15 protein-coding genes are annotated in these 16,591 nt (G+C 68.3%); 8 read left to right on the forward strand and 7 right to left on the reverse strand.

Translation table 11 applies throughout. The features are described from left to right. Positions 1-90 precede the first annotated feature (90 nt). Complete coding sequence (locus K377_RS36010) at positions 91-690, reverse strand: hypothetical protein (protein WP_309252262.1); 600 nt, start codon at positions 688-690, stop codon at positions 91-93. Between the two features lie 564 nt (positions 691-1,254). Here K377_RS36010 and K377_RS36015 point away from each other — a divergent pair. Continuing rightward, a complete protein-coding gene (locus K377_RS36015; protein WP_111667852.1) occupies positions 1,255-2,241 on the forward strand; it encodes an aminoglycoside phosphotransferase family protein in 987 nt (328 codons plus the stop codon). Then, positions 2,238-3,593 (forward strand): MATE family efflux transporter, encoded by a 1,356-nt coding sequence (locus tag K377_RS36020; protein WP_111667853.1) that lies wholly within the window; start codon positions 2,238-2,240, stop codon positions 3,591-3,593. The genes K377_RS36015 and K377_RS36020 overlap by 4 nt, the downstream gene beginning before the upstream one ends. Here K377_RS36020 and K377_RS36025 read toward each other — a convergent pair. Continuing rightward, entirely contained in the window at positions 3,574-4,113 is a 540-nt protein-coding gene (locus K377_RS36025) for a TetR/AcrR family transcriptional regulator (RefSeq protein ID WP_237551274.1), read from the reverse strand. The genes K377_RS36020 and K377_RS36025 overlap by 20 nt on opposite strands. A 1,038-nt stretch (positions 4,114-5,151) precedes the next feature. Here K377_RS36025 and K377_RS36035 point away from each other — a divergent pair. The 3 genes from K377_RS36035 to K377_RS36045 all read left to right on the forward strand — a co-directional run bounded on the left by K377_RS36035 (position 5,152) and on the right by K377_RS36045 (position 7,500). Continuing rightward, a complete protein-coding gene (locus K377_RS36035) occupies positions 5,152-6,036 on the forward strand; it encodes a hypothetical protein (protein WP_111667856.1) in 885 nt (294 codons plus the stop codon). A gap of 337 nt (positions 6,037-6,373) precedes the next feature. Next, on the forward strand, positions 6,374-6,586 hold the full coding sequence (locus K377_RS36040; protein WP_111667857.1) for a hypothetical protein: 213 nt from the start codon (positions 6,374-6,376) through the stop codon (positions 6,584-6,586). Between the two features lie 290 nt (positions 6,587-6,876). Then, positions 6,877-7,500, forward strand: coding sequence for a hypothetical protein (locus tag K377_RS36045; RefSeq protein WP_111667858.1), 624 nt, complete (start codon positions 6,877-6,879; stop codon positions 7,498-7,500). A 626-nt stretch (positions 7,501-8,126) separates the two neighbouring features. On the opposite strand, the gene K377_RS36050 is transcribed toward K377_RS36045, so the two are convergent. The 3 genes from K377_RS36050 to K377_RS36065 form a co-directional block, all read right to left on the reverse strand. Further along, positions 8,127-8,819 (reverse strand): DUF2993 domain-containing protein, encoded by a 693-nt coding sequence (locus tag K377_RS36050; RefSeq protein ID WP_111667859.1) that lies wholly within the window; start codon positions 8,817-8,819, stop codon positions 8,127-8,129. 1,417 nt (positions 8,820-10,236) lie between these two features. After that, entirely contained in the window at positions 10,237-10,806 is a 570-nt protein-coding gene (locus K377_RS36060; RefSeq protein ID WP_111667860.1) for a hypothetical protein, read from the reverse strand. A gap of 216 nt (positions 10,807-11,022) precedes the next feature. Continuing rightward, positions 11,023-12,063, reverse strand: a complete 1,041-nt coding sequence (locus K377_RS36065) for an NAD(P)-dependent alcohol dehydrogenase (protein WP_111667861.1) — start codon at positions 12,061-12,063, stop codon at positions 11,023-11,025. Between the two features lie 104 nt (positions 12,064-12,167). On the opposite strand from K377_RS36065, the gene K377_RS36070 reads away from it, so the two are divergent. From K377_RS36070 to K377_RS36080, 3 genes are all read left to right on the forward strand, one after another. After that, complete coding sequence (locus K377_RS36070; protein WP_111667862.1) at positions 12,168-12,764, forward strand: TetR family transcriptional regulator; 597 nt, start codon at positions 12,168-12,170, stop codon at positions 12,762-12,764. 375 nt (positions 12,765-13,139) lie between these two features. Further along, a complete protein-coding gene (locus tag K377_RS36075; RefSeq protein ID WP_111667863.1) occupies positions 13,140-13,784 on the forward strand; it encodes an HD domain-containing protein in 645 nt (214 codons plus the stop codon). Further along, positions 13,772-14,785: a GlxA family transcriptional regulator gene (locus K377_RS36080; RefSeq protein WP_258395250.1), complete on the forward strand. Its 1,014-nt coding sequence runs from the start codon at positions 13,772-13,774 to the stop codon at positions 14,783-14,785. Before K377_RS36075 ends, K377_RS36080 begins: the two co-directional genes overlap by 13 nt. Before the next feature lie 198 nt (positions 14,786-14,983). Here the strand turns inward: K377_RS36080 and K377_RS36085 are convergent, their stop codons facing one another. Beyond that, a complete protein-coding gene (locus tag K377_RS36085; protein ID WP_111667962.1) occupies positions 14,984-15,628 on the reverse strand; it encodes an alpha/beta fold hydrolase in 645 nt (214 codons plus the stop codon). 548 nt (positions 15,629-16,176) lie between these two features. Beyond that, positions 16,177-16,578 (reverse strand): hypothetical protein, encoded by a 402-nt coding sequence (locus tag K377_RS36095; RefSeq protein WP_181512736.1) that lies wholly within the window; start codon positions 16,576-16,578, stop codon positions 16,177-16,179. Between the last annotated feature and the right edge of the window lie 13 nt (positions 16,579-16,591).

Here is a 16,591-nt window from a genome sequence, read left to right on the forward strand (position 1 = left end):
GGAACAACTCCCACAACTCGTCCGGCACCAGCCGCTCAACGATCCCTGCCACGACCGACAGCCTACCGACCCAACCAATTGAGATGACGTCTAAGGAGCTGCACAAGGGGAGGCGGTGATCGGTTGCGCACACAGGCCGAGTTCATGAGTCTGCGCTACGGCTGCGTTGCACGGCTGGTCTGTGCCGACGTACACATACTGGTCCCATCCGACGTGGATGGTGAACGTGTCCTCGCGCTCCAGCCGGCACCAGGCGCCCTCGTCGCGGAGCATGGCCCGTACCAGCTCCAGCGCCGTGAGTAGTGATACTTCGGCTCCGTCGTAGTAGCCGGTCAGGTCCGGCGGGAACAGGCCGGCGAGGCCGTGGCCGTCTAGCGGCGCCTCCAGGCCGAAGTTGGCGAAGCCGGTGACCGCGGGTTCACGGATGACGAGTGTGTCGATTCCCGCCTCCCGTGAGAAGGCACTGACGGCCTCCAAATAAGCCGACTCGACCGGTCCATGATCGCTCACCGTGTCCTCGGCACCCGTGTAGGACCCATGCTCGTCACGGTCCGCGGGGTCGAACTTGGTTATCTGGTGGGTGAAGGACGGTGGCACGCGGCTCTCCAGACTGATCAGGCGGACTCCCAGCGTAGGGAGAGGGATCGACTGAGGCGGCACGCGCACGCAGGGCTGATGGTTCGTGTTCATCGGTGCGATGGTGCGGGACGCCACTCCGGCGCTTTGCCGTTCGTGGTCGCGTGCGAGGCACAGGGTGTCGGGGGCGGCGAGGCGGCCGCTGCTGTCGGGCGGGGTGCGCCACAGCAGGCCGTGTTGTCGGACTGGGGCAGACACCCATCTGCCCTCAAGCGCCGGTCACACCAGGCAGGCCACATTCGGATCTCGTGGTCACGACTCGGGCCAGGTACTCCGACCAAGCCCGTCCGGCGCGGGCCCCCATCGTTCCGCGGTCTTCCGCTGAATGCCGAGCAGATCGGAGATCGCGATGGGTGGCATGAAGGCGATGTCTTCCGTTATGGCGGTGTGACGGGCGGCCCGCCCGCTTGAGGCGACCACGCAGGCGAGCGCGAGTATTTCCACAAACTGATCCGGGAGACGGGCCGACCGCGGCCTGCCCTTCGTGGACCCCCTGGCTCACATACCTACCACGTGGTAAATATCTGGCCGGGGGTCCGGGACGGGTGCTGGAATCCGGTGGGGCGCCGGGGCCTCCCGCGCCACAGGCGCCGCACGCCATCACGGAAAGGGCAGAGCGTGGAGAGCATCACCAAGAACCGGCAGTCCCCCGACGTGCTGCGGGCCATGGTCGCCCGCGCGTACGGCGCGGGTGAAGTCCCGGAGGGAGACGGCTGGGCGAGCGAGCTGGGGCACGGCTGGTTCAACGTCGCCTATCGCGTGTGTCTGCGCAGCGGGCGGGAGGTGGTCCTGAAGATCGCACCGCCGCCGCACGTGGAGGTGATGACCTACGAACGCGGCGCCATGGGAATCGAGTTGGCCACGCTGGAACTGCTGCGCGCCCGCACCTCGGTGCCGGTGCCCGCCGTCGACTACGCCGACAGCAGCCACGAAGTGTGCGACGCCGACTACTTCTTCATGCCGTACATCGACGCCGACAACCTCGGCATCATCTCCGAACACCTCCCCGCCGCCGAGCGCGACGCGTACATGGAACACCTCGGCGCGGCCAACCGCGAGATCAACTCCGTGCGGGGTCCCGGTTTCGGTCCCCTTGCCGGGCCCCACGACGCCAGCTGGCGTCACGTGTTCACAGACATCGTCGAGGACGTCCTGGCCGACGGAGAGGCTCGCGGTGTCGATATCGGCTGGCCCTATGACGCCGTTCGTACGGCGGTGGAAGAGCACGCCGCGAGCCTGGACGAGGTCACCGAGCCGTGCCTGGTGGAGTGGGACCTGTGGGACAGCAATGCCATGGTCCGTGACGGCAAGATCGCTTGCATCATCGACCACGAGCGCGCCCTGTACGGCGACCCGCTGTTCGAGGCGGGCTTCACCGGCAGCCAGATGCCCGCGTTCGGCGACGCGGCCCCCTTCATGCGCGGCTACGGCCATGAGCAGTTGACCGAGAACGAGCAGGTGCGCCGCCGCCTTTACTGTCTGCACCTGGCCCTCGTCATGATCATCGAGACCGTGTACCGCGGCCACACCGACACCAAGCAGTACGACTGGGCCCGCCCCCGCCTCGACGAGGCAATGGCGCTGCTCGGCCGCACCCGCCAGTGACCGCCCTACGCGCCGCCCACGCAGACCACACCATCCGGCTCGGCACCGAGCCGGTGGGGCGCTTGCTCTGGCGCGCCTGCGCCCAGACCACCGCCGCGGTCGGCGTCTACGGCATCTACGCCCTGACCAACGCCTGGTTCGTCGGGCACGGCGTGGGCGACACGGCGATGGCCGCGGTCAACCTGGCGGCGCCACTGCTGCTCCTGCTCGGCGCGGTGTCCACCACCGTCGGCGCGGGCGGCGCCTCACTCGTCTCCCGCGCCCTGGGCGCGGGAGAGCGGCAGGGCGCCGCCCGGGCAGCGGGCAACGCCTTCTTTCTGTTCTGGAGCTGTGCACTGGCCGCCACGGTGCTCGGCCTGACTTTCCTCGATCCGCTGCTGAACCTGCTGGGCGCTCACGGCGAACTGCGCGGCAGCGCCCGCGCCTACGCGGTAGTGCTGCTGTGCGGTGCGCTGGTGTCCACCGGCTTCTCCAGCCTGGTGCGCGCCGAGGGCAGGATGGGCTTCTCGACGCTGCTGTGGCTGGTGCCCGTCGCTGTCCAGATCACTCTCGACCCGCTGCTGATCTTCGTCTTCGGCATGGGAGTACGCGGTGCGGCCCTGGGCACAGTCGGCGGCCAGGCCGTCTCCGCGGCGATGAGCCTGTGGTTCTTCTTCGGCCGGCGCCGCCGCCCCTACCGCGTCACGCCCAAGGACCTGCTCCCTCACGCGCCGACCCTGCGGGCCCTGCTGGGCATCGGACTGCCCTCGTTCCTGGCCGGGACGGGCGTCACGCTGCTCGCCGTGCTGGTCAACTCCACCCTCGCCGCAACCGGATCGGCCACCGCGCTCGCCGCGTACGCCGTCTGCGCCCGTCTGCAGACCTTCGTGCTGATGCCCCACACGGGCATCAGCCAGGGCCTGCAGCCCATCGTCGGCTACAACAGCGGCCGCGGCCTGCCCGAACGCGCACTGCGCGCCCGTAACCTCTCCCTCATCGCCTCGCTGCTGTACGGACTGCTCACCGCCGCGGTCCTGGCCCTACTGGCTCAGCCGCTCGCCGGGGTGTTCCTGAACGATCCGGCCACCATCGGCACCGCCGCCCAGGCACTGCGGATCATCGCCCTGGGCCTGACCGTCGCCGGGATAGGCCCCCTGGTGGCGGCCTACGCCCAGTCCCTGGGCCGGCCGAAGCCCGCATACCTGCTCTCCGTCGGCAGCCTGGTGCTGCTCAAGGTCCCCCTGGTCGTGGCCCTGGGCCGACTGGGCAGCGGCGGTGTCTGGGCGGCGCTGGCCGCCGGCGAACTGGCCAGCGCCGCTGTCGCGCTGGTCCTGCTGCGGCGCCTGCGCTCTCCTACTCCAGCGGATCCTTGAGGAGCTGCTCCACGAACTGACGCAGGATCAGACCCATGTCCACTTCATCGGGGCCGGCCAGCCAGTGCACTTGCAGCCCGTCCATCAATGCCACGAAACCCACCGCCGCGGTCCGGGGATCGATGCCCTGCCGCAGCGCCCCCCGCGCGACCAGTTCCTCCAGCGCGCGCTGTACGTACGCCCGCGTCGTGGCGTAGTGCTCCTTGAAGTAGTCATGGGCCGGATGATCCTCACCGATCGCCTCGGCGGACAGCCGGACGTACAGTTCGACCACCCGCGCGTGCCGGGCGTTGTACGCGGCGAGGTCCAACAGGTGCCGCACCGCGGCCTCGGCCGAGAACACCTGCGGCGCCATCCGGGCGTTGTCCTGCTCGTCCCGGCGCTCCAGCACCGCCGCCAGCAGGGCCTCACGGTTGGGGAAGTGGTGCAGCAGGCCGACGTGGCTGATGCCTGCGCGCTTGGCGATCTCCCGCAGCGAGGCCGCGTGATAGCCCACGTCGCCATACACCTCGGCGGCCATCGCCACGATCTCCTCCCGACGCGCACGCCCCTTCGCGTACCCGCCGGAGGCAGCGCCCGGACTGGACCGTTCACCAGACATGGGTCCATCATCGCAGCCTTCTCGAGCGCAGCACCGGGGCGCGCGGTCGTGCGCGTTCACACCGCCCAACCGGCCAGACGGCTGCAAGGCCCCGGTCGATCACCGGATCCGCGGCACTGTCTTGTCCGGATGCGCCGTATCCACGTACCTCACGGCGGCCTCGGACGAGACGGCTCGGGTCTACGGTCTCGCGGGCTTCGTGCCCGGTGTCGGCAGGTCTGGGCTGTGACGATCAGATACGGGTGAGGGGCAGCTTCCGGTGGTCTATCCGTTGATCGAGCAGATCGGGGCTCGTAGGATCCGTGGCCGGACATCTGCTGTGGGGTCGGTGCCCAGACGGAGGGCAGTCGAGGGCGGAGTGTCTGTTCGGTGAACAACTCCGGGGAGTGTTGATGCACCGTACGGCTCGGAATTGCTTGATCGTCGCGGCTGCTGCCGCGGCTCTGTTGGGATCGGCTGCCGGGGGGCCGCTGGTGGCGGCTGCCCAGACGGTCGCCAAGGGTGCGGACTCGGTCTTGCACGGATCCGTCGATACGCAGCCTTCCGACAGCGAATCCGTCGTGGTCGCGCACAACTTCATGGGTGGGTGACGTCGTACCGACTGCCCTCTCCGGCTCCCTTTCGGTGAGTTCTGGAGGGGGCTTCACCTTTGAGCGCGGAATCCCCGGCCGAACCAACTCGCTCTGGCCAAGGCCCCTTTCTCCCGGGCCCGCGGGATTCGACGGTGAGGTCAGCGCGGCCGAACAGCAGGGCGACCCCGCCGTCACGACCGGCGCCCCGGAGCATCCCGTCCGGTTGGCGCCACGGCCCCGGTCGAACCGCAGTCCTCTGCGTCCTGAGCCCGGTGGACGTTTGCTACAGCAGGAACCGTAGAAAGATCACTTCTTGGCATAAGGGAACGGAGCCGGGGGATTCGGTGCCTGTCTGACATTGGTCATTTACGTCGGGGAGGGCCGCATGACGGCAATTGCGAAGAAGCGTGTGTTCAGGGCGACCGGGTACGGGCTGGCCGGGCTGCTGACTGTGGCGGGCGCGGCGGGTTGCGGTTCGGGTGACGACAAGGACACGTCCAAGACACAGGACAACACATCGACTTCGGCCCAGCACTCGTCGGATCAGGTCGTGCAGGCCACCAACGAGAAGACCACCCGGGCCGGTTCGGCGAAGGTCAAGCTGTCTTCCACCGTCGTTGCGGACGGCAAGAGTAAAACCGTCACCGGCGCGGGGGTGATGGACTTTGCCCACGGCACCAGTCAGCTCACCTTCGGCCAGGCGGGCAAGCGACTGGAACAGCGCGTCATCGACAAGATTCTTTATCAGAAGCCCCCGAAGGGCGAGGGCAGCCTGCCCGGCGGCAAGACCTGGATGAAGATCGACCTGAAGAAGCTGGCCGCTTCGGGGACCGCAGGCAGCGATCAGGCCAGCGACCCGGCCGACTCCTTTGCCTACTCCAAGTCCCTCGCCCGTAAGGACATCAAGAAGGTCGGCCAGGAGAGCGTCGGCGGGGTCGACACCACCCACTACCGGGTCATGCTCGACATCGAGAAGCTCGCCCAGGGCGACGAGCAGAAGGCGAAGAAGCTGCGCCGGCAGCTCGGTGAGAGTGTGCCGGTCGACCTGTGGGTCGACGGCAAAGGCTTGATGCGTCGTCAGCAGGTGCAGATGACGGTCAAGGCCCCTGATCCCGGCTCCTCGTCTCAGAAGACCGGGGGCACGAGCAAGGTGAAGTCGGTCATGGAGTTCAGCGATTTCGGCACCGGCGTCAACGTAGACAAGCCCGCGGCCTCCGATACGGCTGACCTGACGGACAAGCTCATCCAGCAGAACCCTGAGAAGGCCTAGACGGCCTGATCGCTCGCCGAGCCACGCGCGCGTCAGCGGACGGTCCGGCGGTCGGAGAGAGCCGCAGGGCAGGATCTGCGGCGTCGTCACGCGAGCGCTGGGGGCGCGTGAGGGGGTGTTCGCGGACAGAGGCGGGCACCCTCTCGTGCTCCGGTCACGGTGTCAGCCACGTAGTTGATGACTCGCCCAGCAGATCAGGCAGTAACTCCTGGGCGAGTCCTCGCTATCGAGGCCGTACCGTCGTCAACGCGCCGTCGACGGGTAGGCGGTTGCCATGACGCCTGCGCGGTGGAAGTGGCACACGACCTATCCCTTGCCGACTGGGTAGGCCCGCCTCATGGGGGTGATGCGCTGGGTGTTCGCCGCCTTGGCCGCGATGGACCTGGTGTTGTTCGTGGTGATGGTCATACGTGAGCCGGGCGGCGAGGAGATGTGGCTGGACGCCCTGGGCGTGCTGGGCATGGGCGCGCTGGCAGCGATCAACGTCATCGTGTATCGCCGTCACCGAGACGCCCTCGCGGCGCAGGCGTCGGGCATGTCCGGCCCGTGACAACGTCCCCGGCGACCCGGCGACGTACATGCATGTGCGGGCCGGAGGGAAGCCGAGGACGCTGTGCCCGCTGATCTCACGCTCCACTCCGTCCACGACCACCACGCCGCCCGAGACTGTCGGTCCTGGTGTGAAAACGACATCGACTTCCTCGACCTGGACTACTGAATGTGGGGAAGACACGTCGGGCGCGGTTGGCCGGCCGAGTCGAAGCGCGATAGCTGTCAGGGGTCGTGAGGCGGGACCTGGCTGTGTGGAACCGGGCGCTCGGAGCCGGACGTCTCCCGTACATGCTGATCGTCCTGGGGATACTCTTCGCCGTCGCGCCCGCCGTCGTCTGGATGACGATCGCGCGCACCCGCCCTGTTGGCTTCGCGGTCGGTGGCCTGTTGCTCGTCGCAGCCGGTCTGCTGATCAGCGTCCAGCAGGGCTGGATCCGCGCCCCCGGGCCCGACGCTCACCTGCTGTTCACTGTCCTCGCACCTGTGCTCATCGCCTGCGGTGCGGGATTGGAGGGCCGGCACGAGAGTTCCCCTCCTCCGGGGTGGATTCCCCGGCGCAACGGAGCGATCGGCTTCCTGGGGATGCAGTTCGCCCTGACTCTCGTGGCCGGTCTCCTGTACGCGCTGCTGATCAGCGAGGGATCGGACGCCCCATCGTCCAGGACTCTCCCCTCATTGCCGCCAGGCGTCAGTATCGTTGACGAGGGCATCGGCTGCGGTTCCGGCGGCTGTTCGCGTATCGCGACGGTTACCAGCGTGGACGGCTTGTCCCGTCCGGAGATCATCCGTGTACTGGGTCTCGAGCGGGAAAGCTGCCGCCCCAGTGGCTGGTTGCTCGACTGGCGTGATGTGTGCGTCGGAGCCAGGGACAACGGGAAGAATGTCACCTTGTACGCCAGTTGGGGATATTGAGAGGCCTTTTTCGATCGGTCACTGTGGTTGTGATCGAAGGATCTGTGACAAGCCGCATGCCTCACTGATGACAATCAGGCTGCTTCGAACGGTCTCTTACACCGGCTCGCTCAGCTCTGCGGGCGACGCCTCCCGTACTTCGGCCTACCAGCCGCCTGGGTCGGGATCGGACGGTTCATCCGATGGGTGGGGGATCGGCAGGGTTTCGGGAGGCTGGCCGTCACGCGAGGGCCACTGCAACGTGGATGCCGACGAAGACCGGCCAGCCCCGGCCACCGGCGCTCGACGGGCGTCACCGAAACGACCACCGAGGCACTGGGCTCGTCGACGAGGTGTCGGAGACGGTGGGACAGGCACGCGGCCACCTCCACGCGCTCCTTCAGCTCCTGAGTGGTCGGACGGGCCGTTTGGCGAGGTGCAGGTCGGTTCGCTGTCGGTGCGTAACGGACCCGCAGCACATGTCTGTTCAGGTGCGTGGCCCACGACGCGGAGGCCGAAGCTCGTCTCCGGCCCAGTCCGACTGCACCTTCGAGGGCACCGAGGACCAAGGGATCGTTGCTGAAAGCAGTCCGGCCGTGGTGCTCCATCGCATGATTGTCAGTCAGAGGCGTTGTGCGGAGGGACCGTCAGCCCGTCAGGGAGACGTGCGAGCCGCCTACTGTCAGCTGCAGGCCGGAGCCGAGCGGCTCGGCGTTCTTCAGGCTGATGCCGCCGGGCAGCCGGGTGAGAGTCTGCTGGATGTTCGTCGCTGAGCGGATCTGGTCCTCGGAGACGCCGGGGATCCGGGGAAGTCCCTGGGCGCGCAGGCGCAGTGTGTCGCCTTCGACGGAGACCGTGCTGTAAAGGGTGTGTCGGTCGCCGTCGGCGGTCTGGAGGTCGATCTTGACGCGGTGCTTGCCGCCGTCGGAGAGCGAGGCGACCTTGACCTGGTCGTTTTCCGGGGCGGCGTGCAGCAGTTCGGCATAGGGGACGAGCGCGGTGCCGGTCGCGTCGCGGGCCACGGCGGTGCTGAAGCTGTTGCTGAACTGCACTCCGTGCAGATGTAGTTGTAGGTCCTCGACACGTCCGGTGCCCCCGCCGGGCAGAGCCGATTCGTAGTGGTCGACGTGCGCGTCGAGTTCGTCGAGGTCGTTGGCTGCGATCTGGGTCAGGAAGGGGAAGCCTGCAATGGATACCGAGGTGGACTCGCCAAATCCGGCCGAGGCACGCAGTTGGTTCTCGGCCCGGCCTTCGGCGAAGTAGACGGCGAGGCGATCGATGCCGGTCAGGATGGCCGCGAGGATCACGACCGTGATGAAGAATCTTCGAAGAGTGCGCATGGGCACACCTCAGCAAGGTCCGGACCAAGGCGCTGTGGCGGGCGTCACACTCGGGGCAACGGTCGGGTTACGTTGGCCGGATCGCGGACGACTGCGGGCGGTCCCCTTCGTTTGCCAGGGCTGTGATGACGGTTGATTCCCTGTCCAGGACGACCTTCTTCACGCTGGAGGTGTGCTTGCCGTTGACGGGTAGGTTCGAGCCCACGGCGCCGCACGCACGACGACACCGATCACATCTTCTCAGCGACCTTGGAGCTTGCCGTCTGAGCAAGGATCAAGTGCCGGGAGACTCAAGGGCGTCAGCCCGACATGCACGTGACCGGCGGCGCGACCGACATGCTGCCAAAGCCCAGGCGTACGTTCCTCAGGGCTGCCGTTACCTTCGGATGAGGACGTCTCCGACGCTGTGATCACACCAGCCACGTGCAGAACATCTGAGGTTGCCGGCCAGCAGGTTCAAAAGTTGCTCAGCGGTGAGCCCCATGTGGGATCGTGCCACGCTCTGTCTGTCAAGCGAGCGAGTAGATAGTTCGCCGTGCTGGAAGCGGTGCCCTGCGGAGCCCCGACCGCGGTGAGGGCGGCACTGACCCTCAGAGAGGCACCCTCCGCAACATCCGGATCGCCGAGGAGAGGGAGGATCAACAAGAGGCGGACGTCAGTATCGCTGACCCCGGCGGTCTCGGCCGCTGGATTGTCCGCAACCCGGACCAAGTCCCGCCAGGTCAGCCCGGTCCCCGACGCTTCCCCCTCCCATCCGGCGATTAGCGTCGCGACGCTTCGGCCTTCGGGGACGAGCAGGAAGTCGGTGCCGTAGTCACCTCCAAGTTGCGGTAGATCACGGTGATTCCGGGGCCGTTCGCAGCAGGGACCCGGAACACAGGCCACCATGTGGGGTCCAGGAGGATCTCGGACATGGCTTCGGTATCAGCGTCGTCATCGCCGAACCACTCCGGACGTGACGCTCAGTACCTGTCCCACCTGCGCAAATCTCCAGCAGGTAGTTCGACCAGAAACCAGGGCGAGTCAACTGAGACTCCCCGGCAGCCAACGGGCCTTCGTCGTATCCCTCGATCAGCATCCTGCAAAGGTGTCACCTGCCGCTGATCAAGCTCATACCGGGGCCAGGCAGGGGAGTTCATCCGCGGAAAAGCGGTTAACCGAGGTCAAAAGGCCACAGGGCGCTGGCCTCGGCGCGCGAGCGCAAAATCAGCCTCACGCAGAGAAGCGGACAACCACCGGCAACCGCGGCGTGAGCCGCATAGCAGCGACGCATCTGACGGCGTGGCTCTCTGCGACGGCAGGCGGAAGTCCAAGGCCTCTGCGTCGTCTCCGGGAGGTGGAGTTGGCAGCCACGATTTCTTCGAGGTCCGACTGCGGCTGCTCGCGGGCCTTGGCGCCGGAAGCGGTCGGCCGGGGGTCACAGCGGTGCCGACTCCACCCGGCCCGTGAACCGGCCGCCCACCCGGTCGGCGAGCCAGTGCACGCGTGCGATGTCGTCGCTGTCGCAGTTGTGCACGTGCACGTGGACGGTGTGGTCCCGCGACGGCTCGTTCTGGTAGAGGTCCCGCGAGTTCACGGTGAGCGTGAGGTACGCGTACTTCTGCGAGATGGCCTCCAGTCCCGCTTCGGGAACCGCAGGCCATCCGTCCAGATCCCATCGGACGGCCGCGGGGTCCGGCCCCATGGCGGCGATGAAGGGCTCCGCGCGGTCCAACGGGCGCCCCCAGTCCAAGACTTGCACCGGCAGGCAGCCCGCGGGGTCGTCGCCGGCGTCCGACGAACCGTTCTCCTTGCCGCTCGATGCCCACCACTCGAGACCGGGCAGCACCTGCCGTACGCGTGCCAGGACGTCCGGCGACCTGATCACGGCCTCGAAGTCGACCTCGCCCGGATCGAGGTCCGCCACGCTCAGCAGAGTGCGCACCGCGCTTATCGCTTCGGACAGGTCGGAAGTGGTGAGGACGGCAGCCGCGTCCGAGTTGCTCATCCCCGCACTCTAGGGCGGGGCCGTCCGCCGCGTGATCCATTTTCCGGGCGGGCGGGCGGCCCGACGGACGCCCTCGGCCCGTAGCCCAGATCCCTGGTGACTTGGCAAGGATGCCCCTGCAGGCGGAGGCTCCGTGTGTCGCCTCTGGCAGGGGCACGCTCCCGCCCGGGCCGTCGATGTACTCGACGGCACCGCGGCGCCGTGGGCGCGCGCTGCTCACCCCAGGTCGGACAGGTCCAGCACGAAGCGATAGCGCACATCATTGCGACGGAGGCGCTCAAGTGCAGTGTTGACCTCGGACGAGGCGAGGACCTCGATGTCCGCGACGATTCCGTGGTCGGCGCAGAAGCGGAGCATCTCGGCGGTCCCGGTACGGCCGCCGCTGCCGGACGAGCTGAGCTTCTTGCGGCCCAGGAGCAGGTCGGTCGTCTCGATCGCCACCTGCCCGAGATATCCCACGAGGCTGAGGGTGCCGTCGATCGCGACCGTCTTCAGGTACGGGGCGAGGTCGTGGGGTGCGGAGACGGTGTCGATGACGACGTCGAAGGTGTCCCTGGCCGCAGCCATCCGCTGATCGTCCGTGGAGTCGACGAACGCGTGGGCGCCGAGACGCAGCGCGTCTTCGCGCTTGTCGTCGCTGCGGCTGATGACGGTGGTCGTGGCGCCCAGGGCCACGGCGATCTTGACCGCGAGGTGCCCGAGACCGCCGAGGCCGACCACGGCGACCCGGCTGTCCGGGCCCACACGGAGGGCACGCAGGGGCTCCCAGACGGTGACTCCGGCGCACATCAGCGGGGCGGCGGCGGCCGGGTCCAGGCCGGCGGGAAGGGCGTAGGCGAACCCCTCGCGCACGACGTACTCGCGGGAGTAGGCGCCCAGCGTGGTCGACCCGTCGACGCGGTCGACGCCGCCGTAGGTCAAGGTCGGGAAGGAGCGGCAGTAGTTCTCCTGACCGGCCTCGCACATGGCGCACGTGCCGCAGGAATCGACGATGTTGCCGACGGCGACAGCGTCTCCGACCGCGAAGGCGGTCACGTCATGCCCCGTCTCGGTCACCACACCGGTGAACTCGTGGCCCGGCACCAGGGCGGACTCGGCATGGTCGTCGTGGGCGCGCAAGGCGTGCACATCGCTGTGGCAGACACCGCAGAAGTCCACGCGCACGGCGATGTCGTCCGGTCGCAGGTCCCGCCGGGTCAGCTGCGTGCGCCCCACGGTGTCCGGTCCGGTCGCGCGCCATCCCGTCGTCGTTCGCATCGCGGATCCTTTCAAACAGACTGTTCGGTCTATTGCACGGTAGCCCCGTGACGACGCAAAGACAAACCAACTGTTCTGTCTGTCCGGTGACGTAGGATCGGTGCATGCCGGAACAGCCCCAGACCGCACGAGGTGCGGCGACGTACGAACGCATCCTGGACGCCGCAGCGGAAGAATTTGCCACGCACGGAATCGCGGGGGCGCGCGTGGAGCGCATCGTCAAGGCCGCGCGGACCAACAAGGCCCAGCTCTACGCCTATTTCGGCGACAAGGAACGGCTCTTCGACGCGATCTTCCTCGGCTCCCTGGAGCGCATCACCAACGTCGTGCCCATCGACGCCGACGACCTCGCGGACTGGGCCGTGCGTCTCTACGACGAGTATCTACGGCGCCCTGATCTGATCCGGTTGGCGACCTGGGCACGGCTGGAGCGGCGACCCGAAGGGCATTTGGTCGACGGGCATGCGCACTACGACGTCCACAAGCTGGCGGCCATCGCCGAGGCGCAGGCGGTCGGGAGGATCCGGGCGGGCGACCCGTTCGACATCATGGCCATGGTGATCGCGATGTCCATGGCGTGGTCCCCGGTCAGCAACGTCTACGCGGCCACCGCCGAGGAGCCGGACGCCGTGCACGAGCGGCGCCGCGCCCTGCTGCGCGAGTGTGTCCGCGGGGCCGTCACGCTTCCCGCACGAGCCTGAGGGGCGAACGTGCCTTGGGGCGGGGGCGGCGGAGGGCGGCACGGCACCGGTCGGCTCCCGGACGCACAGCGATGGGCGCGCGCGAACTCGACCGAGATTGTTGGGCTCACCGTCCCCTCAGCCCATGAAACGGGTGCTCGTCGGGAAGCACCGCTTCGTCAGCGGCACGCTGCCCGCGCCGGTCAGGGCACGCTCGTACGCGCGCAGGCCAGGAATTCCAAGTCCTGGCGGGCCTGCTGCAGGAGGACCGTGTGACGCTCCGCCTCGATGTCACGCCCATGTCCGTATCTGTGGGACACCTGTCTGTGCAGACATGGCGAGCCTCGCGCGGGCGAGTGATGCTGGGGAGGACGACAAGGTCCACGGGAGGTTCCGATGAGTTCGATGGTGACGGTGGCGGGCGTGCGGGTGCCCGATTCGAAGGTTGCGCGCGAGGCGGACGAGTTGGTGCGGGACACGACGAGCGAGCTGATCTACCACCACTCGCGTCGCGTGTTCTTCTTCGGGGCGCTCCAGGGCCGGCACCGGGACCTCTCCTACGATCCCGAACTCCTCTACGTCGGCGCGCTCTTCCACGACCTGGGGTTGTCCGAGCGGTTCCACGACAGTGGGCATCGCTTCGAGGTCGACAGCGCGAACGAGGCGCGGCGGTTCCTGGCCGCGCGTGGCGTCCCGGAGGACGGCGCGCGGCGCGTATGGACGGCGATCGCACTGCACACAACTCCCGGGGTGCCCGAGTTCATGGAGCCGGAGATTGCCCTGGTGACGGCGGGAGTCGAGTACGACGTGCTCGGCATCGGTTACGGCGACCTCTCCGAAGCCGACCGGGCGGACATCGTCACGTTGCATCCGCGGCCCGACTTCAAGCGGCGTATCCTAGCGGCTTTCACGGAGGGGGTCGCCCCCAAGCCGGAGACCACGTTCGGCAACGTCAAGGCCGACGTCCTCGCCCATTACGTGCCGGGGTTCGAGCGCGGCGACTTCGTGCGGACGATCCTCGACTCGCCGTGGGAGCAGTAAGCCCGCGCCAGCCCGAGGCACCCGCCATCGCGATCGTGGCCTTCGAGGGCGTACAGCTGCTCGACGTGACCGGGCCGGCCGAGGTGTTCACCACCGCGCGTGTCTCAGGCCCGGGATCCGGACCGGGGGCGGGCTGCGCGTACGACGTGCGGATCGTATCGCCGGACGGGGCCGACGTCGTCACGTCGTCGGGGGTGCGGATCGGAGTGCACGGCTCGCTGGACGCCCTGCCGCACCGCGTCGACACGGTCCTGGTGCCCGGCCGCAGAGACTGGCGGGCCGCCGTACGAGACCGGGACCTCGTCGGCTTCACGACGCAACTGGCCCGTCGCGCCCGGCGAGTGGCATCTGTCTGCGCGGGCGCCTTCCTGCTCGCCGAGGCCGGAGTGCTCGACGGCCGTCGCGCCGCCACCCACTGGCGGCTCACCGGGGAACTGGCCACCGCGTACCCGGCGGTGACCGTCGCCGACGACCCCATCTTCGTACGGGACGGTCACGTCATCATGTCGGCCGGGATCAGTGCGGGGATCGACCTGTCGCTCGCCCTGGTCGAGGAGGACCACGGGGCCGCCACGGCCCGTGAAGTGGCCCGGGAATTGGTGGTGTTCATGGCGCGGCCGGGCGGGCAGTCACAGTTCAGCGCGAGGCTGCGCCCGGCCACCGGGCAGCATCCGGCGGTGCGGGCGGCGATGGACGCCGCCGGAGCGGACCCACACGCCGCCTCCGATCTCTCCGTCCTGGCGGACGCGGCGGGCGTGAGTCCCCGCCACCTGACGCGCCTGTTTCGTGCCGATACGGGGATGACACCCGGCCAGTACGTCGAGTCGGTGCGCCTCGAAGCGGCCCGGGCACTGCTGGAGGGCGGCGGCGCATCGGTGGAACACGTAGCACGAGAGGCAGGCTTCGGTTCGGCGGAGAGCGTGCGACGGACGTTCCAGCAGGTGCTCAAGGTGGCACCGACGGAATACCGGGCCCGGTTCCGCTCGACCGACACCGCCTGAAGGATGCTGCACAAGGCTGTGGCTCGGGCAGTTCAGAGTCTGCGACGGTCTTGAGGCGCAGCGGCTGATCGAGTTCTGGCCTTCCCGGCCCCGATGGCACCCGCCGCTCCGCTACGCCCTGGGCCGACGGCGAGGCGTGCACGCTGCGACGACGTAACGGGGGAGTCGGGTATGGGAACTGTCGGAATGAGCCGGGGTCTATCGGCTGGCGAACGTGACGACGGAGGTCAGGAATCGGTCCAGGTGGGCAGCGAATCCTGGCAGGGGTGGCTCCGGACAACCCTCGAGCTCCTCGCTGTGGGGCAGAAGCCGTCGGAGGGTATCGATGGTGCGTCTTTGATGGGAGGAGTTCTCCGGAACCGCGGGAAGCAGGCCGACCGGCATGGTCAGTGCCGACAGCTCGCTGTCCGCGACGCCACGGATGGTCTGCCCGTCCAGGAGAGCCCGGATGCTCTGCTCCGAGGCGCCCCGGGCGGCCAGTCCTGCGCGGGTGCGGGCGTCCACCAAAGGATCCCCGCCGGTGGCGGGCCAGGCCAGCAGCATCCGCTCGATCCGATTCGGGAAGGCCAGGGCCAGACCTACGGCCACCGAGCATCCGTTGGACCCGGCGACGAGGGCGACTGAGTGCCCGGGGAGGCAAGGGGCCAGGTGCTCCACCTCGGCGATCCAGCTCGATGGCCCGGGGAGACGGTTCGGGGCCAGCACCGTGAACCCTGCGCGTTCGATGCCTGCCACGATCCCCGTCACTCCCCAGAAGCGGTCGGCGTTCATGTCGCCCTGCCACAGCCCTCCGTGGATCAGGAGGATGGTGGGGTGATCACGGCTGATGCGGCGCGATGTCATGACCGATCCCTTCTCGAGGTCGCGGGCGCGCACGACTACGGGGCGGCTTGACCTCGCCGGCGCTTCGGCTGACCGGAGGTGTCAGGCAGGCGGGCGATCCGCCAGGACCATGAGACAAGGGCGAGCGCGGTGAGCGCGCGTGAGATCTTGCTTTCCTCGGTGATCAGTGACGCGATGAGTATCGTCACGACCAGCCAACCAGCGCGCTTGTCCCAGCGCCCCATCTTCCTGATGAGGGACGTGCCGACCGGCTCGCCCTCACGTGGCGAGTCTGTGCGCCCACCACTGTTGACCATCCCGCCCCCTGGTGCGATCAGCGGGAACGTCTGCTCCTGCTCCCCATTGATCTACCTTTCCGATCCGTGATCCACAAGAGGCTAGTTATGGGTTGGGCAAAGCGTCCTCATCAGCAGATTTACCTTCTCGGAGGAGACCGGGATTGCCCTGGACTATTGCCGGCCGTCTTCGTGACGCGTGTGTGTGCCTGCCGACCGACGACAGAACGGCGGCGCACGGACTGTGCACCGCCGGTCTGTCACGCGTTCAGGTCAGGCGGCCACCTGGCCACGGCTGACGCCGGACCCTTCGAAGTCGAGCCAGTACCCGCTGCCGTCGAGAACGTCTGACGCGGCGACGGTCCACTGGCCGGCCGGCGCGTTGCGGTAGGCGTTGCAGGTGCCGCTTGTCTTCCAGCAGACTCTGACCCGGCGGGTCGTGGTCGGCTTGACGTTGATGTCGGCGCAGTTGCTCGTGGTGTAGGCGAACCCGGACCCGGTCGGCCAGAAGCCGACGCTGTCGGTCGTGTAGCTCTTCGCGCTGCCGTAGCAGCTCAGGGCGACGGCGGGTGCCGCCGATCCGGGGTCCGCGGCGGCCGTGGTGGCCCACCCGAGCCCACTGCCGAGGACGACGGCGGCCAGGGCGAACGGGGCGACTCGTGAACGTGTGCGCACAGCTGATTCCCCT

The organism is Streptomyces sp. PsTaAH-137, from assembly GCF_003259365.1.
Classification (GTDB): domain Bacteria; phylum Actinomycetota; class Actinomycetes; order Streptomycetales; family Streptomycetaceae; genus Streptomyces.

What these genes read in the sequence shown, in the direction of transcription:
- K377_RS36010 (WP_309252262.1), bottom strand. Translation starts at nt 690, where the DNA reads ATGAACACGAACCATCAGCCCTGCGTGCGCGTGCCGCCTCAGTCGATC.
- K377_RS36025 (WP_237551274.1), bottom strand. Translation starts at nt 4,113, where the DNA reads ATGGCCGCCGAGGTGTATGGCGACGTGGGCTATCACGCGGCCTCGCTG.
- K377_RS36035 (WP_111667856.1), top strand. Translation starts at nt 5,152, where the DNA reads ATGACGGCAATTGCGAAGAAGCGTGTGTTCAGGGCGACCGGGTACGGG.
- K377_RS36040 (WP_111667857.1), top strand. Translation starts at nt 6,374, where the DNA reads ATGGGGGTGATGCGCTGGGTGTTCGCCGCCTTGGCCGCGATGGACCTG.
- K377_RS36045 (WP_111667858.1), top strand. Translation starts at nt 6,877, where the DNA reads ATGCTGATCGTCCTGGGGATACTCTTCGCCGTCGCGCCCGCCGTCGTC.
- K377_RS36050 (WP_111667859.1), bottom strand. Translation starts at nt 8,819, where the DNA reads ATGCGCACTCTTCGAAGATTCTTCATCACGGTCGTGATCCTCGCGGCC.
- K377_RS36060 (WP_111667860.1), bottom strand. Translation starts at nt 10,806, where the DNA reads ATGAGCAACTCGGACGCGGCTGCCGTCCTCACCACTTCCGACCTGTCC.
- K377_RS36065 (WP_111667861.1), bottom strand. Translation starts at nt 12,063, where the DNA reads ATGCGAACGACGACGGGATGGCGCGCGACCGGACCGGACACCGTGGGG.
- K377_RS36070 (WP_111667862.1), top strand. Translation starts at nt 12,168, where the DNA reads ATGCCGGAACAGCCCCAGACCGCACGAGGTGCGGCGACGTACGAACGC.
- K377_RS36075 (WP_111667863.1), top strand. Translation starts at nt 13,140, where the DNA reads ATGAGTTCGATGGTGACGGTGGCGGGCGTGCGGGTGCCCGATTCGAAG.
- K377_RS36085 (WP_111667962.1), bottom strand. Translation starts at nt 15,628, where the DNA reads ATGACATCGCGCCGCATCAGCCGTGATCACCCCACCATCCTCCTGATC.